18 protein-coding genes are annotated in these 21,506 nt (G+C 70.1%); 2 read left to right on the top strand and 16 right to left on the bottom strand.

What is annotated here, in order from left to right; translation table 11 throughout:
* Positions 1 to 3: 3 nt before the first annotated feature.
* From H9X80_RS03845 to tilS, 4 genes are all read right to left on the bottom strand, one after another.
* Positions 4 to 1,188, bottom strand: coding sequence for a pyridoxal phosphate-dependent aminotransferase (locus H9X80_RS03845; RefSeq protein ID WP_204793029.1), 1,185 nt, complete (start codon positions 1,186 to 1,188; stop codon positions 4 to 6).
* A gap of 294 nt (positions 1,189 to 1,482) precedes the next feature.
* The gene (gene ftsH / locus H9X80_RS03840) at positions 1,483 to 3,411 is read right to left on the bottom strand and encodes an ATP-dependent zinc metalloprotease FtsH (RefSeq protein WP_342590863.1); all 1,929 of its coding nucleotides are present in this window, start codon (positions 3,409 to 3,411) and stop codon (positions 1,483 to 1,485) included.
* 96 nt (positions 3,412 to 3,507) lie between these two features.
* Entirely contained in the window at positions 3,508 to 4,065 is a 558-nt protein-coding gene (gene hpt / locus H9X80_RS03835) for a hypoxanthine phosphoribosyltransferase (protein WP_204793028.1), read from the bottom strand.
* Between the two features lie 91 nt (positions 4,066 to 4,156).
* Positions 4,157 to 5,662, bottom strand: coding sequence for a tRNA lysidine(34) synthetase TilS (tilS, locus tag H9X80_RS03830; RefSeq protein WP_204793027.1), 1,506 nt, complete (start codon positions 5,660 to 5,662; stop codon positions 4,157 to 4,159).
* 94 nt (positions 5,663 to 5,756) lie between these two features.
* On the opposite strand from tilS, the gene H9X80_RS03825 reads away from it, so the two are divergent.
* On the top strand, positions 5,757 to 6,569 hold the full coding sequence (locus tag H9X80_RS03825; protein ID WP_204793026.1) for an MBL fold metallo-hydrolase: 813 nt from the start codon (positions 5,757 to 5,759) through the stop codon (positions 6,567 to 6,569).
* Between the two features lie 119 nt (positions 6,570 to 6,688).
* On the opposite strand, the gene H9X80_RS03820 is transcribed toward H9X80_RS03825, so the two are convergent.
* A complete protein-coding gene (locus tag H9X80_RS03820; RefSeq protein ID WP_204793025.1) occupies positions 6,689 to 7,111 on the bottom strand; it encodes an Hsp20/alpha crystallin family protein in 423 nt (140 codons plus the stop codon).
* Between the two features lie 362 nt (positions 7,112 to 7,473).
* Here H9X80_RS03820 and H9X80_RS03815 point away from each other — a divergent pair, with 362 nt between their 5' ends.
* Complete coding sequence (locus H9X80_RS03815; protein WP_204793024.1) at positions 7,474 to 7,893, top strand: hypothetical protein; 420 nt, start codon at positions 7,474 to 7,476, stop codon at positions 7,891 to 7,893.
* A gap of 79 nt (positions 7,894 to 7,972) precedes the next feature.
* Here the strand turns inward: H9X80_RS03815 and H9X80_RS03810 are convergent, their stop codons facing one another.
* From H9X80_RS03810 to H9X80_RS03760, 11 genes are all read right to left on the bottom strand, one after another.
* Positions 7,973 to 8,179 (bottom strand): hypothetical protein, encoded by a 207-nt coding sequence (locus H9X80_RS03810; RefSeq protein ID WP_204793101.1) that lies wholly within the window; start codon positions 8,177 to 8,179, stop codon positions 7,973 to 7,975.
* A gap of 5 nt (positions 8,180 to 8,184) precedes the next feature.
* Positions 8,185 to 9,942 (bottom strand): PASTA domain-containing protein, encoded by a 1,758-nt coding sequence (locus tag H9X80_RS09075; protein ID WP_204793023.1) that lies wholly within the window; start codon positions 9,940 to 9,942, stop codon positions 8,185 to 8,187.
* Positions 9,943 to 10,065: 123 nt separating this feature from the next.
* A complete protein-coding gene (clpB, locus tag H9X80_RS03800) occupies positions 10,066 to 12,738 on the bottom strand; it encodes an ATP-dependent chaperone ClpB (RefSeq protein ID WP_204793022.1) in 2,673 nt (890 codons plus the stop codon).
* Positions 12,739 to 13,072: 334 nt separating this feature from the next.
* A complete protein-coding gene (locus H9X80_RS03795; RefSeq protein ID WP_204793021.1) occupies positions 13,073 to 13,546 on the bottom strand; it encodes a heat shock protein transcriptional repressor HspR in 474 nt (157 codons plus the stop codon).
* Positions 13,530 to 14,498, bottom strand: a complete 969-nt coding sequence (locus H9X80_RS03790) for a DnaJ C-terminal domain-containing protein (RefSeq protein WP_204793020.1) — start codon at positions 14,496 to 14,498, stop codon at positions 13,530 to 13,532. The genes H9X80_RS03795 and H9X80_RS03790 overlap by 17 nt, the downstream gene beginning before the upstream one ends.
* A 118-nt stretch (positions 14,499 to 14,616) precedes the next feature.
* Positions 14,617 to 15,465, bottom strand: coding sequence for a nucleotide exchange factor GrpE (gene grpE, locus H9X80_RS03785; protein WP_204793019.1), 849 nt, complete (start codon positions 15,463 to 15,465; stop codon positions 14,617 to 14,619).
* A 113-nt stretch (positions 15,466 to 15,578) separates the two neighbouring features.
* Positions 15,579 to 17,480 carry a molecular chaperone DnaK gene (dnaK, locus tag H9X80_RS03780; RefSeq protein ID WP_204793018.1) on the bottom strand — a complete coding sequence of 634 codons (1,902 nt, stop codon included), beginning with the start codon at positions 17,478 to 17,480 and terminating at the stop codon, positions 15,579 to 15,581.
* A gap of 415 nt (positions 17,481 to 17,895) precedes the next feature.
* Entirely contained in the window at positions 17,896 to 18,438 is a 543-nt protein-coding gene (gene yfcE, locus H9X80_RS03775) for a phosphodiesterase (protein ID WP_204793017.1), read from the bottom strand.
* A 54-nt stretch (positions 18,439 to 18,492) separates the two neighbouring features.
* Positions 18,493 to 20,121, bottom strand: a complete 1,629-nt coding sequence (gene cobA, locus H9X80_RS09365) for a uroporphyrinogen-III C-methyltransferase (protein ID WP_204793016.1) — start codon at positions 20,119 to 20,121, stop codon at positions 18,493 to 18,495.
* Positions 20,108 to 21,019, bottom strand: coding sequence for a hydroxymethylbilane synthase (hemC, locus tag H9X80_RS03765; protein WP_204793015.1), 912 nt, complete (start codon positions 21,017 to 21,019; stop codon positions 20,108 to 20,110). Before hemC ends, cobA begins: the two co-directional genes overlap by 14 nt.
* Positions 21,016 to 21,506 (bottom strand): precorrin-2 dehydrogenase/sirohydrochlorin ferrochelatase family protein (locus H9X80_RS03760; RefSeq protein WP_204793014.1); only part of this gene is annotated, 491 nt, incomplete at its 5' end. The genes H9X80_RS03760 and hemC, both read right to left, overlap by 4 nt.

Here is a 21,506-nt window from a genome sequence, read left to right as displayed (position 1 = left end):
TGGCTAGCGATAGCTGGCGGCGAGCTTCTCCCAGGCGGGCAGCGAGTTCACGATCGTCTCGTGGGAGACGCAGTAGCCCACGCGGACCCATCCCGGGCAGCCGAAGGAGTCGGACGGGACGGGCAGCAGCTCAAGCGCCTTGGCACGCTCGAAGAACGCGCCCGCGTCCGGCTCGAGCGCCTTGACCCAGAGGTAGAACGCGCCCTCGGGCTCGATGAACTCGTAGCCCAGGCGGCTCAGGCCCTCGGTGAGCGCACGGCGGTTCTCGGCGTAGGCCTCTACGTCGCTCGGGCAGTCCACGCAGTCGATCAGCACGCGCTGGAAGAGCGCCGGCGCGCAGACGAAGCCCAGCTTGCGGCCAGCGCCCGCCACGGCCAGCAGCAGGTCGTCGTGCTCGGGGTTGGTGGGCGGCACCAGCACCCAGCCGATGCGCTCGCCCGGCAGCGAGAGGCTCTTGGAGTAGCTGTAGCACACGATGGTACGGTCGTAGACGGCGGGCACCCAGGGCACCTCGGCGCCGTAGGTGATCTCACGGTAGGGCTCGTCCGCCACGAGGTAGATGGTGGTGCCCAGGCGCTCCCCCGCCTCGTGCAGGGCGACGGCGAGCGCCTCGAGGTTCTGGCGGGAGTACACCGAGCCCACCGGGTTGTTCGGCGAGTTGATCACCACGGCCTTGGTGCGCTCGTTGATCGCGGCCGCCACGGCGTCCACGTCCACCTGGAACGTCGTGGCATCAGCCATGACCTCCACGCAGGTGGCGCCGGAGGTCTCGATCCACACGCGGTACTCCGGGAAGTACGGCGCGACGACGATGACCTCGTCGCCGGAGTTGACGATGGCGTTGAACGTGATGGAGAGCGACGCCGCGGCACCGCAGGTGAGGTAGAGGTCGTCCGCGGAGGCCGCGCCCTCGCCGAAGCGGCGGGAGAGGCTTGCGGCCACGGCCGCGCGTGCGGCGGGCAGGCCGTTGGCGGGTGTGTAGCCGTGGAGCTGCGTGGCCGGCAGCGCAAGGCTCTTCTCGATGGAGGCGCGCACGGCGTCCGGCGCGGGGATGGAGGGGTTGCCCAGCGAGAAGTCAAAGACGTTCTCGGCGCCGATCTCGGCCTTGCGCGCGCCCGCGTAGGCGGAGATCTCGCGGATGGATGACTTCTGCGCGCCGTACGCGCGGCTCGTCTCGTTGATGGACATGGGTGCCCCTTTCGTTCGCTGACTGCCCCACATTGTACGCGCCCGGGCCGCCAGACGGGCCGGGCGAGAAGGTCCGGCGCTCAGACAGTCCTCGCCGCGCACAGGGCGCGCGTCTGCGGAACTCGCGGCGGACCTTCTCGCCCGGCCAGACACGTCAACGCAGCCGGAAGGCGACGGGACAAGGCCCGCCGCGAGTTCTTGCCGAGCGCTCTTCTCGGCAAGCTGTCTGAGCGCCGGGTCTTGTCCCGGCGGCTTCCGGCGGGCGAGCGCCGGACCTTCTCGCCGGCCCCGGGGCTACTCGTCCTGTTCGCTCCGCTCGTTGGCCTCGTACTCGTCCCAGGTGTTGTTGAGCAGGGCGTTCACGGCGTCGCCCTCGACGGTCTCGCGCTCAAGGAGCACGCGCGCCATGGTGTCCATCTGGTCGCGGCGGGCGCCCAGGACCGTGCGGGCGCGCTCGTGGCCCTCACGCATGATGCGCTCCACCTCGTCGTCGATGCGCTTGGCGGTCTCGGCGGAGTAGTCCTGGTGGTTGGCGTAATCGCGGCCCAGGAAGACCTCGTGCTGCGCCTCGCCGAAGACCTGCGCGCCCAGCTCCTCGCTCATGCCGTAGCGCGTGACCATCGTGCGCGCGAGCTTGGTGGCGCGCTCGAGATCGTTGCTCGCTCCGGTGGTGACGTCGTCGCAGAAGAGCTCCTCGGCCGTGCGGCCGCCCAGGAGCACCGCAATCTGGTCGAGCATGCCGTCACGCGTCTCCAGGAAGTGGTCCTCCTCGGGGACCTGCATGGTGTAGCCGAGCGCCTGGCCGCGGCTCACGATGCTGATCTTGTGGATGGGGTCGGAGTTCTCCAGGACGTGGCCCACCAGGGCGTGGCCGCTCTCGTGGTAGGCGATGACGCGGCGCTCCTTCTCCGTGATGACGCGGCTCTTGCGCTCGGGGCCGGCCATGACGCGCTCCATGGCCTCCTCCAGCTCGTCCGGGCCGATCTTCTCAAGGTGGCGGCGCGCGGCGAGCAGCGCGGCCTCGTTCACGAGGTTGGCGAGGTCGGCGCCCGTGAAGCCCGGCGTCACCTTGGCCAGCCGCTCGAAGTCGACCCCGTCGGCAAAGGGCTTGCCCTGGGCGTGCACCTCGAGGATCTTCTCGCGGCCGACCACGTCGGGGCGGTCCACCGTGACGCGACGGTCGAAGCGGCCGGGACGCAGCAGCGCCGGGTCGAGGATGTCCGGGCGGTTTGTGGCGGCGATGAGGATGACCGAGGAGTTGTCCTCGAAGCCGTCCATCTCGACGAGCAGCTGGTTGAGGGTCTGCTCGCGCTCGTCGTGCCCGCCGCCGAGGCCGGCTCCGCGCTGGCGGCCCACCGCGTCGATCTCGTCGATGAAGACGATGCAGGGCGCCGCCTCCTTGGCCTGCTTGAAGAGGTCGCGCACGCGCGAGGCGCCCACACCCACGAACATCTCCACGAAGTCGGAGCCCGAGATGGAGAAAAACGGCACGCCCGCCTCACCAGCCACGGCCTTGGCCAAGAGCGTCTTGCCCGTGCCCGGAGGGCCCACCAGCAGCACGCCGCGTGGGATGCGGGCACCCATCTTGTGGTAGCGCTCCGGCTCGGACAGGAAGTCGCGCACCTCCTGGAGCTCCTCCACCGCCTCGTCGATGCCCGCAACGTCGGCAAACGTGACCTTGGGACGCTCCTCCTCGGCGGTGAGCGCCTTCGTCTTGGAGAAGGACATCGTGCGGTCCTGCTGGCCGGACATGCGGCTCATGTAGTAGACGAACACGCCCACCAGAAGCAGCGTGGGCACCACGGAGACGAGGACGGTCTCGAGCAGCCCCGAGTCCGAGGTGTCGATGGTGTAGGTGACGTCGGGGTGGTCGGCCATGAGCTCGGCCAGCGAGTCGGAGCCAACGTAGACGCTCGTATAAGGCGTGAGCTGGTCATCGTTGCCCTTCTCGGCGCCCTCGGACCAGTACGAGCCGGTGAGCGAGCCGTCGGAGGTGTGGTAGGTCACGTCATCGACGCGCCCGTCCTTCACTGCGGTCACGAACTCGTTGGTGGGCAGCACGTCCGGCTGGCTCCCGCCCCCCAAAAGGCCGCGCCCCATAGTGAAGAGCAGGTATGCCACGATGACCACGACGATGAGCGTGGAGATGACAGCCGAGCGCGGCGTCCGGCCGTGCGGCGTCTGGGGCTGGTGGTTGTTCTGGGGGCCGTTCTGTTCTGGCACGCACTTCTCCTTGCCGTCCCGAGCGGCGAGAAGAACGAGGGCCCGCCGCCCGCTGGGCGCGGACGCGCGGGCACAGGTTCTTCTCGCCGGGCGGGGCTACTTCTTCTTGTAGACCTCGGGCCTGAGGATGCCGATGTAGGGAAGGTTGCGGTAGCGCTCGGCAAAGTCGAGGCCGTAGCCCACGATGAACTCGTCCGGCACGTGAGCCCCCACGTAGCGCGGGGTGATGGCCGGGGTGTTGTCGGCAACATCCTTGACGAGGAAGGCCGCCACCTCCACGGAGGCGGGGTTGCGGCTCTCCAGCAGGCGCACGAGGTAGGACAGGGTGAGGCCGGAGTCGAGGATGTCCTCCACGATGATCACGTCGCGGCCCTCGATCTTGGTGTCGAGGTCCTTGACGATCCGCACCACGCCGGAGCTCTTGAAGCCCTCGCCGTAGCTGGAGACGGCCATGAAGTCGATGGCCATCGGGCAGGTGATGGCGCGCATGAGGTCGGCCGTGAACACCACGGCGCCGCGCAGCACGGCCACGACCAGCGGGTTCTTGTCGGCATAGTCGGCAGAGATCTGCGCGCCCATGCGCCGGACGATACCCTGGATGTCCTCCTCGCTGAACAGAATCTCACTCACGTCAGGGTGCATCTCCGTGGCCATGGCACTCCCCTTTCTGCGGGACGCCGTCCCGCCCGTGGGCTCTCGCCCCCTCAGTCCTCTGGAACTGCAAGCATACCGCAGCGAGGGCGGCCTACGTGGCGCGCAGGAGCGTCAATTCCAGAAGCCAGCGCGTGGCGGGCGTGCAACGGACGCGCTCGTCGGCGCGCAGCGGGGCCACCCACACGATCCGCCCGGTGGGCGAGGCGCGCACCACGGGCACGAGCGGGCGCTCCGGCAGCGGCACGCGGGCCTCCCCCAGAAGGTCGGACACCTTCTTGGACTGGCCGTGCATCCCCAGGGGGCAGAGCACGTCGCCGGGGTGTGGCGCGTCCACCCAGAGCCGGCCGCCGCGGGCCGGGTCCACGCCCGCCGCCGGCGCGTCAAGCAGGACCGACTTGCCCTCCCACTCCAGCGCGTGGGCGCGGGCGCGCGCCGCGACGTCGGCGCCCGGCTCGGCCTCCACCACGCGCGCCGCGAGCACCCGGCCGTCGGGGAGCGCGAGGCGGCCCGGCACCTCCAGCCACGCCGCCTGGGGCGCCGGCGCGTCCGTGCGCCCCCGTATGGCGAGAAGCCCGTGGCTCACGCGCACGTCCACGCCCAACGGGATGGTGAGCGAGCCCTCGCCGTCCGCGACGACCCGCAGCACGCCGGCCACGTGGCGCGCCTCAAGGCGGGCCTCCGGGCACACGGCGAGCAGGGACTGGCGCACCACGCGCCGCGCGATCGCCACCTCAGACGCCGCGAGCCGCGCGGCGTCCAGCACCAGGAGCCCCGCGTCCTCGCGGCGCGTGAGGTCGCGCAGGGTGCGGGCGGCCACGGCGGTGAGGTAGGCGTCCTCGTCCGAAAGGATGTCGCAAGTGGTGGCGAGGCTCGCCGTGAGGCGGGGGTTTCGCCGGCGCGCGGCGGGCATGATCTCGTGGCGCACGTAGGCGCGCAGGTAGTGGGTGTCGGCGTTGGTGTCGTCCTCGCGCCAGACGATGCCGCGCATGCGCAGCAGGTCGCAGAGCTCGTCGTGCGTGCGGTCCAGCAGCGGCCGGACGATCCGGTTGCGCCGGCGCGGGATGGACGAGAGCCCGGAGGCCCCGGTGCCGCGGATGGCGTTCATGAAGAAGGTCTCCGCACGGTCGTCGGCGGTGTGGGCGGTGAGAATCCGCGCGGCCGAGCGCGGGGTGCCGAACTGCTCGGAGAGCTCGTTGGCCAGGCGCGTGGCCTCGGCGTAGCGCACCGCGCGGCCCGCGTTCTCCACGTTGCCGTCCGTCCGCTCGGCGATGGCGGCCACGTCCACGCGGCGAATGGTGCAGGGGATGCCGTAGCGTCCGGCGAGGTCCCGCACGAACTCCTCGTCCTCCTCGGCGTCTATGCCGCGCAGGCGGTGGTTGACGTGCAGCACGTGGAGTCGCTCGCGGGCGATGCGCGCCTGGCCGCGACCGTCGTCGATGTCCAGGGCAGAGGTGGCCGCCAGCACGAGCAGCGCCGTCGAGTCCGCGCCGCCGGAGACCATGAGCACCACCGGCGCGGCAAGCCCCTCGTCAACCTGGCCGCTCGGCCGCTCGAAGCGGCTCCGCGAGGTTGCGTATCGGCGAGAAACGCTTGGCATGCACGGCCTCCAAACCTACCCTAGAGAGTCGGGCGCGGCACCTTTGTGGCAATCGCACGCCCATGAACAAGTGTACGACACCGAGAGGACGCCCATGACCCCCGAGATTCACCTGCACGTGCTGGCCAGCGGCTCAAAGGGCAACGCCGCCGTGGTGGAGGGCCCGGGCGGCATGGTGCTGGTGGACTGCGGGATCTCCCGGCGCGCGCTGATGGGCCGCGCCGGCGAGCTCGGGGTGGACATGGGGCGCGTGAGCGCGGTGGTGCTCACGCACGAGCACTCCGACCACGTGGCCGGCCTCACGGTCTTCTGCAACCACTTCGAGGGCGAGCTCGTGGCCACGGCGGGGACCGTGGGGGCGCGCAGCTACCTGAGCGGCCTGCCGTTCACGATCGTGGGCCACTCCGACGAGGTCGAGCTTGCCGGGATGCGCTTGCGCACGTTCCCCACCTCGCACGACGTGGCAGACCCCGTGGGTCTGCGCTTCTCCACGGACGACGACGCGCTCGGCTACTGCACGGACACCGGCGAGCTGGGGCCCGAGGCGCTCGAGGCCCTGTCCGGCGTGCGCGTGCTGGCGCTTGAGTCCAACCACGACGAGCACATGCTCGCCACCGGCCCCTACCCCGCCTACCTCAAGGCGCGCGTGGGCGGGCCGACCGGCCACCTCTCCAACGCGCAGGCCGCCGCGGCGCTGGAGCAGCTCGTGGGACCGGACACGGAGACGGTGGTTGCCATGCACCTCTCTCAGGAGAACAACCGGCCGAGCGTCGCGGTGCGCACGCTGGCCGAGGCGGTGGGGGCCGAGGTCCGCGCCGGCGAGGACGGCCGGCCCGAGGCCCGCACGCCCGACGGCCGCCTCACGATCTGCTGCGCCGCACAGGACTGGCCGCTCTCGGTGTGGTAGGCGGGAGGCCCTTCTCGCCGGGTAACGCCCCCTTCCTGCCGGACAGGTCTCGACCACACACAGAAGGGGCCGGCCCCGAAGGACCGGCCCCGCTGAAGGCATCTACGCGTCGGCTGTAGCTAGTCGATGGCAATCTTGGTGACGTTGGTCTTTTCCTGCTGCTTGGGGACGTTCACCGTGAGGACGCCGCCCTCGAGCTTGGCGGACAGGCCGGAGACCGCGGCGTCCTTGAGGTACACGCCGCGCGTGGCGCTCCACTCGCCGCTCTCCTTGTAGAGGTAGTTCTTGTTCTTCTCCTCGTCGGACTCCTTCTTGTCCACGGAGACGGAGAGGCGGCCCTCGTTGAGCTCAACGTCAATCTCGTCACGCTTGACGCCCGGGAGCTCGGCGGTGACGACGTACCTGTCACCGGCATCCTCGACGTTCATCTTGAAGCCCGCGTTACCGGTGGACAGCGCCGCGAACGGGGCGTCAAAGAAGCGGTCGATGTCATCAAAGGGCCAGTTGCGAAGTGCGCGAGTGTAAGGGATCATGCTTGCCATTGTTATCACTCCTCCGTGATGCGGGCGCCTGTTTTTCCGGCGCCCTTGTTGCTCATGGTTACTTGTTCCCCCGCGCGCGAAGTTTATGCGTCAGACTCGAAGTTTTCTGAGCGTCACATACTCATCATATCTAAGCGTGTATGGCTTAGATTTCTGAAAGCTACTGGCACTGGGCCATGGGGCGGGAGGGACGGGGCAAATACGCGCTTGGTGGCGAGAAGAACGCACGTCGCCTGCGGGACGCATCGCCCACGCCCCGGCTTTCCTTACGGTTTGTATGGTCTTTCCGACGGGGTCCCACCCCCGCCCGGGCTGCTCTATCATGGTAGGCACTGCCCGCACGAACGGCATCGGAGATTCACATGAGCGAAGACAACGAGCTCGAGAACGAGGTCACGGAGCCCGAGGCGGCGCCCGCGGAGCGCACGCCCTACGTCCGCCAGCGACCGGCCCACCGCAGCGTGGAGCCCATCGATGACTTTGCGCTCGAGGAGGGCGAGCCCGAGACCTTTGCCCATGACTCCGGCTTCACCACGCGCGGGGGCGCCTTCTCGGGGCGCGCGTACCGTCGCTCCCGAGCCGAGGGGGCCCAGCTCAGGCGAGACCTCCACTATGGTCAGTACCTGGAGATTCCCAAGGGCCGTCGGGACATCTTCGCCTCTCGCGAGCGCAAGACCCGCATCAAGACGGCCCTAGCGGCCATTGCGGTGCTCGCGATTCTTGCGGTGGTGGTGTTCGTGCTGTGGGAGTACATGCAGACCAACTGGGGCGCCACGAGCTAGGTCGGCTAGGCCCACGACCTCACGGCGGAAGGGGCGTGCCGCGCGCGGGGCTTCCTCCCCGACGGCGCGGCCTGATGCCCTACGCCCAGGGGTCGCGCTCGAAGAGCGGCTCTGGGTCCGGGCGGCGATCGGAGTACGGGTCGTAGCCGTCGTCGTCCTCGTTCTCGGCGCGGATGAACTCGTCACGCGCGGGCGCCGGGGCGTGCGTCGCCGCCGGGGCGGCCGACGCCGGGACGGGAGCCGCCGTCCGCTCGTTCTTCTCGCCAGACGTGCCGTTGTCAGCCATGCAGATCACTCCGTAAAGAGGTCGGTGGCGGCCACGTAGTCGCAGACGCGCCCGCCGTAGCCCGAGAGGCCGATGCCCGAGAAGTGCTCCGTGGGCGCCGCAAGCGCCACCACCTTGGTGGAGCCCTCGTAGCCGCCGATGATGACGGCCCAGGTGTAGTCCTCCTGGCGCCCGTACCCGCAGATGAAGTGCGGCATGTCCTCGGGACGCTCCTGCGGCATCTCGATCGAGTCCTGCGTGCAGGTGTCTATGAGGCCGTCGAGCCCGCACGCCGCCATCACGGCACGCACGCCGGCCTCGCTCTCTGCGGTACCGCCCTCCGGAACGGACGCAGACGAGAACACGTAGCGCACCCCGCCGATCCCGGCGCCCTCGGCCAGCACGTCGGTGGTCGACTCAGCACCATAGCTGGCGCTCTCCGGGGTGTCAGAGACCTTGAGGACGTCCCCGTCGGCGTCCGCGTACGCCGCGTCGGCATGGCCGCCGGAAGCGTAGATCGAGGCGTGCGTGGGCGAGAAGCCCTCGTCCGCAAGGTAGGCGGAGATCTCCTGCGGCGTGGCGTCAAAGTAGGCGAGCAGATCCCACGGCTCGGACGGATAGGGCGTGGAGACGGAGAGCTCCACGGTCGAGCCGGCGTCCACGCGTTCGCCGACGCCGGGGCTCACGCCCACCACGGTGTTCTTCTCCGCGTCGGACTCCACGTAGGTCACGCTGGACGCCAGCCCCTCGGAGTCGAGCAGGGCCTGGGCGTCCTGGACGCTCATGCCCTCCACGTTGGGCACGGTGAAGGGCTGCGCCACGGTGAGCGTCACGGTGTCCGAGGACACGAACGGCTCGCCGGCGGCGGGGCTCACCTCCACGACGGTCCCCTCGGCCTCCGAGGAGTTGCGGTAGGTGATCTCGATGTTGTAGGCGCCCGCGTCCCGAAGCGCGGACTCGGCGGACTCAACGTCCTTGCCCACGACCTCGGGAATCACGCGCTCGGCAGCCACGGTGATGGTGGCGCCCGCGGAGGTGTCCGCGCGCACGCCGGGCTCGGGGCTACAGGAGAGGACGGTGCCGAAGTCGTCGTCGCCGGGCTGGTAGTCCACCGTCACGGCAAAGCCGAGCGCCTCGAGGGCGTCGGTGGCCTCCTGCTCGCTCATGCCCACGACCGACGGCACGGTGCGGCCGCCCCAGAGCTCCTGGTCGTAGGTGTACCACGCCACGCCCGCAGCGGCGGCGACCAGGGCGAGCACCAGCAGGACGACCGCCCAGCGCGGCAGGCGGCGCTTGCGCTCGGGCAGGCTCTCGACCGGCGAGGGGATGGAGACCATCGGCTGCGCCTCGGTGAGGTCGGCGGCCACGGCCGGCGAGAAGTACGGGTCGTCCAAGGCGTCGATGCCGTCCCTCGCGGGGACGGCGGACGGGACGACCTTCGTGGGTGAGGAGACCGCGGGAGGGGCGGCCGTCGTGGGCGCGGAGCCCGCAGCGTCGTCGAGCGAGATCGTGGGGAGCGCGTCCGCGGACGGGACGCGGCGCGTCGGGACGGCGTCGGGACCGGCGGCGGCCGCCAGCTGCGTGGCGTACGGATCGGGCGGCATAGCGGGGTCGGGCGCGGCGGCCAGGACCGTGGCGTCGGGGTCCGGGCTCGCAAGGACCGTGGCGTCGGAATCGGTGCCGGGCGCGGCGGCCAGGACCGTGGCGTCGGGGCCTGGCGCCGCGGCGGGATCGGGCACGGCGATGGGCCGCCGCCCCAGGTTCTTCTCGTCACGCTCTTCCACCGCGCACCTCCCGTGTTCTCAACCGTCTTTTGACATGGTAGCGCGCGGGGCACGACAAAGGGGCGAAGGCCCGGCATGAGCCTCCGCCCCCTGCGGTCTGTCCCGTTTTGCTACGCCGTCTGGCTACTCCATGGCGTCGGGCTCGATGGGCTCGTCCTCGGAGTCGGGCGCCGCCGGGCCGCCGGCGCGCCGGCGCTCAGACGCCGCGTCGTCGCGCGCGGCGAAGAGCCGGTCGTCGTCGCCCACGTCCACGCGGACCACGTCACCCTCGCCGAGCTTGCCGTCGATGATGAGGTTGGCCACGTTGTCGACCACCTGGCGCTGGATGAGGCGCTTGAGCGGGCGCGCGCCGTAGACCGGGTCGAGCCCGTCAAGGGAGAGCGACTGCTTGGCCGCCGGCGTGAGCTCCAGCTGGATGCGGTCGCGCTCGAGGCGCTTGCGGACGTCCTTGAGCTGGATGTCCACGATCTTCTCGATGTCCTCGAGGCCGAGGGCGTGGAAGACCACCACGTCGTCGATGCGGTTCAGGAACTCCGGCTTGAAGGTCTGGCGCAGGGCGTCGTTGACCTGGCGCTGGACCTCCTCCGGGTCGCTCGAGGCGTTGACGCCGGCGATGTACTGGCTGCCCACGTTGGACGTCATGATGATGATCGTGTTCTTGAAGCTCACTACGCGGCCCTGGCCGTCCGTGAGGCGACCGTCGTCGAGCACCTGCAGCAGGATGTTGAAGACGTCGGGGTGCGCCTTCTCCATCTCGTCCAGCAGGATGACGCTGTACGGACGCCGGCGCACGGCCTCCGTGAGCTGGCCGCCCTCGTCGTAGCCCACGTATCCCGGGGGCGCGCCGATGAGCCGCTGGACGCTGAACTTCTCCATGTACTCGGACATGTCGATGCGCACGAGCGCGCGCTCGTCGTCAAAGAGGCAGTCGGCGAGCGCCTTGGCGAGCTCGGTCTTGCCCACGCCGGTGGGGCCGAGGAAGAAGAAGCTGCCGATCGGGCGGTCAGGGTCGGAGAGGCCGGCGCGGCTGCGGCGCACGGCGGCGGCAACGGCGGAGACGGCCTCGTCCTGGCCCACGACGCGCTTGTGGAGCTCGGCCTCGAGGTTCTTGAGCTTGTCCATCTCGCCCTGCATCATCTTGGACACGGGCACGCCCGTCCACGCGGAGACCACCTCGGCGATCTCCTCGGAGGTGACCTCCTCCTTGAGCAGGCCGCCCGCCTCCTGCTTGGCGGTGAGCGCGGCCTCAGCCTCGTCGTACTGCTTCTGCAGGCTTGGGATCGTGGAGTAGCGCAGCTCGGAGGCGCGCGCGAGGTCGCCCTCGCGGGTCACGCGCTCCATCTCGGTCTTGGCGTCCTCGATCTTGGACTTGAGGTCCTGCACGCGGTCGATGGCGCCCTTCTCATTCTCCCAGCTGGCCTTCATGCCGTCGAGCTTCTCGCGGGTGGTGGCTATCTCGCCGCGCAGGGTGGCGAGGCGCTCCTTGGAGGCCTCGTCCTCCTCCTTCATGAGAGCCTGCTCCTCGATCTGCATCTGGGTGAGCTGGCGGTCCACGGCGTCGATGTCGGCCGGCATGGAGTCGAGCTCCATGCGCAGGCGGCTCGCCGCCTCGTCCACCAGGTCGATGGCCTTGTCCGGCAGGAACCTGTCGGAGATGTAGCGGTTGGAGAGGTCTGCGGCGCTCACCAGCGCGGAGTCCGTGATGCGGACGCGGTGGTGCTGCTCGTAGCGCTCCTTGAGGCCGCGCAGGATGGAGATCGTGTCCTCCACCGTGGGCTCGGAGACCATGACGGTCTGGAAGCGGCGGGCAAGGGCAGCGTCCTTCTCGATGTACTTGCGGTACTCGTCGAGCGTGGTGGCACCGATGGCATGAAGCTCGCCGCGGGCCAGGGCCGGCTTCAGGATGTTGCCGGCGTCCATGGAGCCCTCCGTGGCGCCCGCGCCCACGATGGTGTGCAGCTCGTCGATGAACAGGATGATCCTGCCGTCGGACTTCTCGACCTCCTTGAGCACGGACTTCAGGCGGTCCTCGAACTCGCCGCGGTACTTGGCGCCCGCCACCAGCGCGGACATGTCGAGCTCGATGATGTCCTTGTCGCGCAGGGTGGACGGCACGTCCCCGTTGACGATGCGCTGGGCCAGGCCCTCCACGATGGCGGTCTTGCCCACGCCCGGCTCACCGATGAGGACGGGGTTGTTCTTGGTGCGGCGGCTGAGCACCTGGATGGTGCGGCGGATCTCCTCAACGCGGCCGATGACCGGGTCGAGCTTGCCCTGGCGCGCGAGGTCGGTCACGTTGCGGCCGTACTTCTCCAGCGCCTCGAACTCCGGCTTGGAGTCCTGGCTGGTCACGCGCTCGTCACCGCGCAGGGAGTTGTAGGCCTCCTCCACGCGCTTGCCCGTGACGCCGGCGGCCTTGAGGATGGAGCCGGCCTCGGTCTTGTCGTCCGCGAGCGCGCAGAGCAGGTGCTCCGAGGTGACGTAGGAGTCCCCCATCTTGCTGGCGAGCTTCTCCGCCGCGTTGCCCACGCGCACGGTGGCATCGCCCATGCCGAGCTGCGCGGTGTCGCCGGAGACCTGCGGCTGGCGCGCGATGGCCTCGTCCACCTGGCCCTCGATGACGGCCGGGTCCGCGCCCACACGCTCGATGATGGCGCGCAGGTTCTGCTCGCCGGAGCTGAGCAGCGCCTTGAGCACGTGCACGGGCATGAGCTGGCCCGCGTTGGCATCCGTCGCGATGCCGATGGCGGCCTGCAGCGCCTCCTGCGCCGTGACCGCCCACTTGTCGAGTCTCATAATTGCCCCCTTTGGGTTCGCTGTTAGTCAACAGCTATTCTTCCCGCGAGAGCTGGGGCTTATACGCAAATCTAAGTCTCTATGTAATAGATTTTCTGCATGGCGCGATTTATCGCGGGATGCGGGCGCGGGGTCGCGGGCCGGCTCGCTCTAGGTCACGGTTCCGAGCTCAGAGGCGTGACTTAGAGCGAGCTGGCACGACGCGGCTCGTTCGATGTCACGCTTTGGAGCTCAGAAGCGTGACTTTAAGCGAGTTGCGCGCAAACAAAACGGCGAGAAGAACCTCGAGCTGAGGTTCTTCTCGCCGGGTTCTTCTCGCCGGGGGTTGGGGCCGCTAGGCGTCGCCCTCGTCGTCGGAGCTGCCCAGCAGGAGCCTCCGCATGACCTGCTCGGGGTTGGAGGAGGCGTCGTAGCGGGCCAGCGTGGTGATGCGCTCCTTGACGCGGAACTCGTGGACCTCCTCCTCGAGCTCGCGCACGCGGTCACGCAGCTCGTCGAGCTCGCGCTCCCGCTCCTGCATGCGCTCGCGCATGTCGAGGATGCGGACCACGCCGGCGAGGTTGATGCCCTCGTCGGTGAGCTTGGATATGAGGTTGAGCCGGTCGATGTCGGCCCGCGAGTAGAGGCGGGTGTTGCCGCGCGAGCGGCCGGGCGTGACGAGGCCCTTCTGCTCGTAGACGCGCAGGGTCTGCGGGTGCATGCCCGTGAGCTCGGCCGCCACGCTGATCATGTAGAGGGGCTTGTCGCGGTCCTCGCCGCGGCCGAGCTCGCGCGGGCGGTCGCCCTCCTCGCTACCGGTGCGTGCCATAGCGGTTGACCTCCTCGCGGTAGTCGCGCGTGTCCGCGTCACGCAGGGCCTCCAGCGCGTCACGCTCCTTCTTGCTCAGCATGGTCGGGACCTTCACGCGCACGGTCACGTAGAGCGCGCCGCGCGTGCCCTTGCGCTTGACGTTGGGCGCGCCGAGGTCGCGGAAGCGGAAGGTCTTGCCGTCCTGCGTGCCGGCGGGCACCTTGAGGCGCACCTCGGTGCCGTCGGGCGTGGGCACGTCCACCGTGGCGCCCAGCGTGGCCTCGTAGATGGAGAGCGGGAGCTCCATGCGCACGTCCGCGCCGTCGCGCTTGAACACGGGATGTTCGGCCACGTGCGTGGTGATCACGAGGTCGCCGCGGTCGCCGCCGTTGGTGCCGTACTCGCCGCGGCCGCGGTAGCGAAGCTTGCCGCCGTTCACCGCGCCGGCCGGGATCTTGATGGTGAGCGTCTGCTCCTCGCCCGTGGAGGGGATCCGGTAGGTCGCCCTGCGGGTGGCGCCGCGGAAGGCCTCCTCGGCGGAGACGTCGACGGACATCGTGAGGTCGCTGCCCTTGGTGGGGCGATTCGCCGCGCGCGCCCCGGCCGCGCCGCCGAAGATTGACGAGAAGTCGAAGCCGCCGAACGCGCCGTCGCCGTTGCGCATGTTGTTGAAGATGTCGGACCAGTCGCCGCCCACGTTGGTGGTATAGGTGTAGCGGCCGCGCCCGCCCGAGCCACCGAAGTCGGCCCCGGGGATGCCGCCGAACATCAGCATCTGGTCGTACTCGCGACGCTTCTGCGGGTCGGACAGCGTGGTGTAGGCCTCGCTGATCTCCTTGAACTTCTGCTCGTCGCCGCCGGCATCGGGGTGGTACTTCGCGGCAAGCTTGCGGAACGCCTTCTTTATCTCGTCCTCGGAAGCGTCGCGCTTCACGCCCAGAACGTCGTAGAAACTCTTTTTAGTAGCCATGGCCTCTGCACGAGCCCCCTTTCGGTCTCTGCTCTGCGCGGACGGGCCCCGGGCACCTTGCCGGCGCCCGGCCCTCCGCCAAAAGTCGCGCCCGAACCTCAGGCTCGGGCGCGTGGGATTACCGGTTCTTATCCGTCGCCTCGTCGGGCGCGCCCTTCTCGGCATCCGCTCCGCCCGCCTCGGACGGCTCCTCCGCGGGCCGCTTGGGGCCGCCGTAGGTCACCGTCACCATGGCGGTGCGGATGACCTTGTCGCCCATCTTATAGCCCTTCTGGTAGACCTGGGCCACCGTCTCGTCGTAGGCGTCCTTGTCCTCCACGCGGCCGACGGCCTGGTGGGACAGCGGCTCGAACGGCTGGCCGGCGGGGTCGATGGGCTCGACGCCCTCCTTGGCGAGAACCGCGAGCATCTTGGCGTGGACCGCCGAGACGCCCTCAACGAACTGCTGCATCTGCGTGGTCTGCGCCTCGGCGTCGGTGGAGCCGGCGTGCTCAATGGCACGCTCGAGGTCGTCGATCACGGGGAGCAGGTCGCACACGAGCTTCTCTGCGGCACGCTCCTTCTCGGCGATGCGCTCCGCGGCGGTGCGGCGGCGGTAGTTGTCCCAGTCCGCCTGCAGGCGCACGAGCCGGTCCTTGGCGTCGGCGGCCTCCTTCTTTGCGGCCTCGATCTCATCCTCCACGGACGCGAGCTTCTTCTGGAGCTCGTCGCGCTCGGCGCGAATCTTGCCGGCGTCGGCCGCGAGCTCGCGCTCGGCGGCCTCCTCGCCGGCACGGATGGCAGCCTCCACGCGGGCGCGCTCCTCGTCCGGGTCGAGCTCGTCGGAGCCTGCCGGGGCCTCGGCGCCAGCGTCGGACTCCGCGCTCGGCGCGGCCCCGTCCTGCGGCTCGGCCGCCTCGGCCTCGCTCACCTCGTCCGGCTCGACGGCCTCGTCCTTCTCGTCCTCAACCTCGATGGGCACCTTCACGTCACCCTCCTCTAGAGCCTCGATGATACGAAGGGGCTGTCCCCTTGTATCAAGGGGCGGCCGCGCAGCCGTGGCCGCCCCTTGTCTTCACTCAGACTGCGCGGTCGCGCAGACTACTTGTTGTTGTCGTCGTCGACGACCTCGTAGTCGGCGTCCACGACGTCGCTCGCGGAGCCGTTGCCGGCGTCGGAGCCGCCGTTGCTGGTCTGCTCCTGCGTGGAGGCGTAGACGACCTCGGCGAGCTTGTGGCCGACCTCCTGGAGCTTGTCGCCGGCGGCGCGGATGGCGTCCACGTCGGTACCGTCGAGGGCCTTCTTGGCCTCGGCCACGGCGTCCTCGGCCTGCTTCTTCTGGTCGGCCGGAACCTTGTCGCCCAGGTCCTTCAGGGTCTGCTCGGTGGAGTAGGCCAGGGAGTCGACCTGGTTGCGGACCTCGATCTCGTCCTTGTGTTTCTTGTCCTCCTCGGCGTGGGCCTCGGCGTCCTTGACCATGCGGTCGACCTCGTCGTCGGAGAGGGCGGTGGAGCCGGAGATGGTGATCTGCTGGCTCTTGCCGGTGGCCTTGTCCTTGGCGGTGACCTTCACGATGCCGTTGGCGTCGATGTCGAAGGTGACCTCGATCTGCGGCACGCCGCGGCGAGCGGCCGGGATGCCGGTCAGGTTGAACTTGCCGAGGGACTTGTTGTCCGCGGCCATCTCACGCTCGCCCTGCAGGACGTTGATCTCGACGGACGTCTGGTTGTCGGCGGCCGTGGAGTAGATCTCGGTCTTGGAGGTCGGAATCGTGGTGTTGCGGTCGATCATCTTGGTCATGACGCCGCCCATGGTCTCGACGCCCAGGGACAGCGGCGTGACGTCGAGCAGCAGGATGCCCGAGACATCGCCGGTGAGGACGCCGCCCTGGACGGCCGCGCCGTCGGCGACGACCTCGTCCGGGTTCACGGACATGTTCGGCTGCTTGCCGGTCATCTGCTTGACGAGCTCCTGCACGGCGGGCATACGGCTGGAGCCGCCAACGAGGATGACCTCGTTGACCTCGGAGATCTGCAGGTTGGCGTCACGCAGAGCCTTGGTGACGGGCTCCTTGCAGCGGTCGAGCAGGTCGCGCGTGATGCGCTCGAACTCGGCGCGGGTCAGTGTGTAGTCGAGGTGCTTCGGGCCGGTGGCGTCAGCGGTGATGAACGGCAGGTTGATCTGGGCCTGCTGGGCGGAGGAGAGCTCCTTCTTGGCGTTCTCCGCGGCCTCCTTCAGGCGCTGCAGGGCCATCGGGTCCTTGCGCAGGTCGATGCCATTGTCAGCCTGGAACTTGTCAGCCAGCCAGTCGATGACGCGCTGGTCCCAGTCGTCGCCGCCGAGGTGGTTGTCGCCGTTGGTGGCCAGGACCTCGACGACGCCGTCGGCAAGGTCGAGCAGGGAGACGTCGAAGGTGCCGCCGCCGAGGTCGAACACGAGGACCTTCTGGTCGATGCCCTTCTTGTCAAGGCCGTAGGCAAGCGCGGCGGCCGTCGGCTCGTTGACGATGCGCTGGACGTTGAGGCCAGCAATCTTGCCGGCGTCCTTGGTGGCCTGACGCTGGGCGTCGTTGAAGTAGGCCGGGACGGTGATGACGGCGTCAGTGACCGGCTCCCCAAGGTACTTCTCGGCGTCGGCCTTCATCTTGGAGAGGATCATGGCGCTGATCTGCTCCGGGGTGAAGTCCTCGCCGTCGATCTCCACGACGGCACGGGAGCCGGTGCCGCTCTTGACCTTGTACGGGACGGTCTTGAGCTCGGAGGTCACCTCGTCGTAACGGCGACCCATGAAGCGCTTGATCGAGAAGACCGTGTTGGTGGGGTTGGTGACGGCCTGGTTCTTGGCCGCCTTGCCGACGATGCGGTCGCCGTCGGCGCGGAAGCCGACGACGGACGGGGTGGTGCGGTCGCCCTCGGCGTTGACGATGATCGTGGGCTCGCCGCCCTCGAGGACCGCCATCGCGGAGTTGGTGGTGCCCAGATCGATGCCGAGAATCTTGCCCATGGTTGCTCTCCTTCTCCTGCGCCGGGCCGCGTGCGCCCGGGTCGCGTGGTTTACGTTTCTGTACGCTTGAGTTTATCCCCCATGCGTTGCGATTCTATACATAATCTAAGTCTCCACACATTAGATTTTTTGACGCAGGGATTTGAGGTGGCGGAGCAGGGCGAAAACGTGGGGTCTCGGCGTGCGGTGGGGCGTGACGGAGGGCGGGCGATGGGGCAGCAGGGGCTCTTGCCCAGGGGGCCGGGCTCGCTTGCGGGCGGCGCCGGGGCCCGATTGGCGGGTGCCGGAAAAATAATCCACATTTGAAGAGGCCCGGCTAATCGCCAACTGGCGTTTTGTCGAATTCACAAAACCAAATGTGGATTAATTTCAGCGCGGCCGCGCATCCCGGCGCCGGACGCCGGGCCCGCGGCCGCTACAGCAGCCGGTGCGCGAAGCGACCGTTCTCGTAGACGCCGTAGCTGGCCGTGCCGTCCTTGGGGATGCCCACGGAGCCGGGGTTGAAGACCCACGCGCCCGGGTGCGACGAGCTCGCCTCGTTGACCTTGATGTGCGTGTGGCCGTAGACGAAGGCCGAGCGCTCCGGCAGCGCGGGCCACCTGTCCACGCTGTTGTGGTAGCCGGGCCCGTAGACGTGGCCGTGCGTGAGGAAGAGCGTCACGCCGGCTGCCTCGTCAAAGAGGACGTTGTGGTCGGCCATGCAGGGGAATCCGAGCACCATCTGGTCGACCTCGGCCTCGCAGTTGCCGCGCACGGCGATGACCTGCGGCGCCAGGGAGTTGAGCATCTCGATGACGCGCTTGGGCTCGTAGTCTGCGGGAAGGTTGTTGCGAGGCCCGTGATAGAGCAGGTCGCCGAGAAGAACCACGCGGTCGGGACGCTCCTCCCGAATGGCGGCCATGAGGCGCGCGCAGGCGTCGGCGGCACCGTGGATGTCGGATGCGATGACGAGCTTCATCTGGGGCTCCCTCCCCTGCGGCGGTCGGCCTTGGCGGCAGGCGCCGGCCAGGCCCTACGCGCTGAATTGTACGCCCGCGACGGCGCGCGCAAGGGCGTCGACGGTCGCCTCGGGCGCCACGACGACCTGGTAGCCGTGCGCGCGGGCGTGCGCGGCTGTGCGCTCCCCCAGGCAGACGGCAACAAGGCGCCAGGAGGGCGCGTCCGGGAAGAGGTGCGCGAAGCCCTCCACGGTGGACCCGCTCGTGAAGGTGACCGCGTCGACCGCGCCGGCGGCAAGCGCCGCGGCCAGCCCCTCGGGCGCAGGCTCCGGGGCAAGGACGGTCTCGTAGGCGGCCACGTCCTCGTAGGGCACGCCCGCGGCGTCGAGCGCGTCAGGCAGGTCGGCCGTTCCGGCCGCAGCGCGGAAGAGCAGCGCGCAATCGCCCGGGGCGGCCGCCTCGGCAAGCGCGACGCCGAGGTGCGCGCCATCGTAGACCGCGGGCACGAGGTCGGCGCGCACACCCCGTCGCGCGAGCTCGGCCGCCGTTGCGGAGCCGATCGCCGCGACGCGCGCGCCCGCGAGCCAGCGGACGTCCCGGCCCGCCGCGTCCAGGGCGGCCATGAGACAGCGCACGCCGAAGGTGCTCGTGAGGACCACCCACGAGAATTCCGGCACGCGCTCCACGACCGGGGCGAGAAGAACGGGCGGAACCGAACGCGTCTCCACACACGGCACGAGGTCCACGCGTGCGCCGAGGGCGGCGAGCCGCGCGGCCAGGCCCTCCGCGCGGTCGCGCGGGCGCGTCACGATAACGCGGCGCCCGGCGAGGGGCAGACGGGAGTGGAAGTCGAGGTGGGGCGCAAGCGCGCAGACCGCGCCCACCACGAGGACGGCCGGGCTCTCCACGGCCGCGGCGCGGGCACGCCCCTCGATCGTTGCCAGCGTCCCGTCAATGCGGCGCTGCTCAGGAAGGCTGCCGCGCTCGATGACGGCAGCCGGGGTCTGGGGGTCCATGCCCGCAGCGGCAAGCCCCGCGCAGACCTCGCCCAGCGTGGAGACCGCCATGAGGAAGACGAGCGTGCCGCCCGCCCGCACGAGCGCCCCAAAGTCGATGTCCAGCGGCTCCCCGGCGCGGCGGTGCGCAGTCACCACGTGGAAGGAGGACGCGCAGCGCCGGTCCGTCACGGGGACGCCGGCAAGCGCCGGCACGGCGACGGCGCTCGTGACGCCGGGGACCACCTCAAAGGGGACACCCGCCTCACGGAGCCGGCACGCCTCCTCTCCGCCGCGCCCAAAGACGTACGGGTCCCCGCCCTTGAGGCGCACCACGAGCCCGCCGACGCCCACGCGACGGGCCTCCTCCACCAGCAGCTCGTTGATCTGTCCCTGCGGAACGGGGTGGTTTCCGGCATGCTTGCCCACGTCGACAAGACGGGCGTGAGGCGCGGCAAGCGCAAGCGTCGCGGGCGAGACGAGCCGATCGTACACCACCACGTCCGCGCGGTTGAGAAGATCGCGGGCGCGCACCGTGAGCAGGCCCGGGTCGCCGGGGCCCGCACCCACGAGCGCAACGAGGGCGCAGCCGGAGGCCGGCGTGCAGCCCGTATCCGGCGCGCGCCCGACACCTGCCGTGCATCCGTCTCCCGCCGCGCCGCCACGTTCTTCTCGCCGGCGGACGAGCTCCTGATCAGTGGTTGCCACGGTCCCGCACCTCCCTGCCCAGGCGCGCCGCCACCGCCTCGGCCTCCTCCGGCGCGCAGACGACCTCCCGCCTGCCGCCGTAGAAGACGGAGAGCCGCAGCCTGCCGTCCTTCTCGATGCGCGCGTAGGCGCCGACGGGCGAGGCGCAGGTGGCGCCGAGGGCGCGGGTGAACGCCCGCTCGGCACGCACGCAGAGGTGCGCCGCCGCGTCTCCGTAGCCATCGAGCTCGGGGCGCGGCTCTCCCGCCCGCGCGCACAGCGCCATGGCGCCCTGACCGGCGGCCGGGACCATCTCGTCGGGCGAGAGCACGCGGCTTGCGCGGCCCTCGAGGCCCAGCCGTCGCAGGCCAGCCATGGCCAGGACCAGGGCGCAGAAGCCTCCCCGGTCGAGCTTCTCCAGGCGCGTGGGCACGCTCCCGCGCACCGACTCAACGCGAAGGCTCGGCCCGAAGAGCGCCTGCAGCTGGACGCGGCGGCGCGCGGACGAGCAGCCCACGGGCAGGCCGGTCGCCGCCAGGCGCGCCACGAGGTCGGCGTCGGGAAGGCCCTCGGGCAGCGGCCCTGCGCCCGCGGGGAGGACGAGGGCGTCGCGCGGGTCCTCGCGCGGCGAGCAAGCCGCCACCACAACGCCCGGCGAGAGCTCGGCGGGCAGGTCCTTGTAGCTGTGAACGGCGAGGTCGATGCGGCCCTCGAGCAGCGCGCGGTCGAGCTCCTGCACGAAGAGGCCCTTGCCACCCACCTCCTCGAGCGGGCGGTCGAGGACGACGTCGCCCGCGGTGGTGTAGCCGACCACCTCGCAGCGGACCTCCGGGTGGAGCCGCGTGATGCCCTGCGCCACTAGCTCCGCCTGGACCATCGCCAGCCGGCTGCGCCGGGTCCCGATCCTCACGACCGTCATTCCACGTCCCCCCAAGCCCTCTCCGTCCAGCCAAGGTCGCCACGCACGACCGCGGCGGCAGCCGACACGAGCGCGTGCTCCCCCGCGCGCGACACCACGCCCGCAACGAGGCGGTCGGTCTCGCAGAGCGCGGGGAACGCGAAGCTCCCCTCCGCCGGGGCGTCCGCGACGCTCACCGGGATGCCGGCCGCCCGGCACCGGCGCGCCACGAGCGCGTTGACGGCGCGATTGCTTGTTGCGGCCACTACGAGGCGCATGCCCTCCTCGTCGCCGGGCTCGTAGGCGCGGGCCAGGCAGCGCGCGCCCTCGGGCCCCGTGCCGTGCGGGTCCACCACGCACACCTGCGCCCCGTGGGCGAGCAGGGCCTTCGCCCGCCGGCTCCCCACCGCCCCGCAGCCCACGACAAGGCAGGGCGCGCCCGTGAGGTCGACGAAGAGGGGGAAGCGTCCGGGGTGCGCCCTGCCTTGTCGTGGGCTGCGGGGCGGTG

Origin of the sequence: Olsenella profusa (assembly GCF_016900315.1) — a bacterium.
Taxonomy (GTDB): domain Bacteria; phylum Actinomycetota; class Coriobacteriia; order Coriobacteriales; family Atopobiaceae; genus Thermophilibacter; species Thermophilibacter profusus_A.
This window is presented reverse-complemented; position numbering and strand designations above follow the sequence as displayed.

What these genes read in the sequence shown, in the direction of transcription:
- H9X80_RS03845 (WP_204793029.1), bottom strand. Translation starts at nt 1,188, where the DNA reads ATGTCCATCAACGAGACGAGCCGCGCGTACGGCGCGCAGAAGTCATCC.
- hpt (WP_204793028.1), bottom strand. Translation starts at nt 4,065, where the DNA reads ATGGCCACGGAGATGCACCCTGACGTGAGTGAGATTCTGTTCAGCGAG.
- tilS (WP_204793027.1), bottom strand. Translation starts at nt 5,662, where the DNA reads ATGCCAAGCGTTTCTCGCCGATACGCAACCTCGCGGAGCCGCTTCGAG.
- H9X80_RS03825 (WP_204793026.1), top strand. Translation starts at nt 5,757, where the DNA reads ATGACCCCCGAGATTCACCTGCACGTGCTGGCCAGCGGCTCAAAGGGC.
- H9X80_RS03820 (WP_204793025.1), bottom strand. Translation starts at nt 7,111, where the DNA reads ATGGCAAGCATGATCCCTTACACTCGCGCACTTCGCAACTGGCCCTTT.
- H9X80_RS03815 (WP_204793024.1), top strand. Translation starts at nt 7,474, where the DNA reads ATGAGCGAAGACAACGAGCTCGAGAACGAGGTCACGGAGCCCGAGGCG.
- H9X80_RS03810 (WP_204793101.1), bottom strand. Translation starts at nt 8,179, where the DNA reads ATGGCTGACAACGGCACGTCTGGCGAGAAGAACGAGCGGACGGCGGCT.
- clpB (WP_204793022.1), bottom strand. Translation starts at nt 12,738, where the DNA reads ATGAGACTCGACAAGTGGGCGGTCACGGCGCAGGAGGCGCTGCAGGCC.
- H9X80_RS03795 (WP_204793021.1), bottom strand. Translation starts at nt 13,546, where the DNA reads ATGGCACGCACCGGTAGCGAGGAGGGCGACCGCCCGCGCGAGCTCGGC.
- H9X80_RS03790 (WP_204793020.1), bottom strand. Translation starts at nt 14,498, where the DNA reads ATGGCTACTAAAAAGAGTTTCTACGACGTTCTGGGCGTGAAGCGCGAC.
- dnaK (WP_204793018.1), bottom strand. Translation starts at nt 17,480, where the DNA reads ATGGGCAAGATTCTCGGCATCGATCTGGGCACCACCAACTCCGCGATG.
- yfcE (WP_204793017.1), bottom strand. Translation starts at nt 18,438, where the DNA reads ATGAAGCTCGTCATCGCATCCGACATCCACGGTGCCGCCGACGCCTGC.
- hemC (WP_204793015.1), bottom strand. Translation starts at nt 21,019, where the DNA reads ATGACGGTCGTGAGGATCGGGACCCGGCGCAGCCGGCTGGCGATGGTC.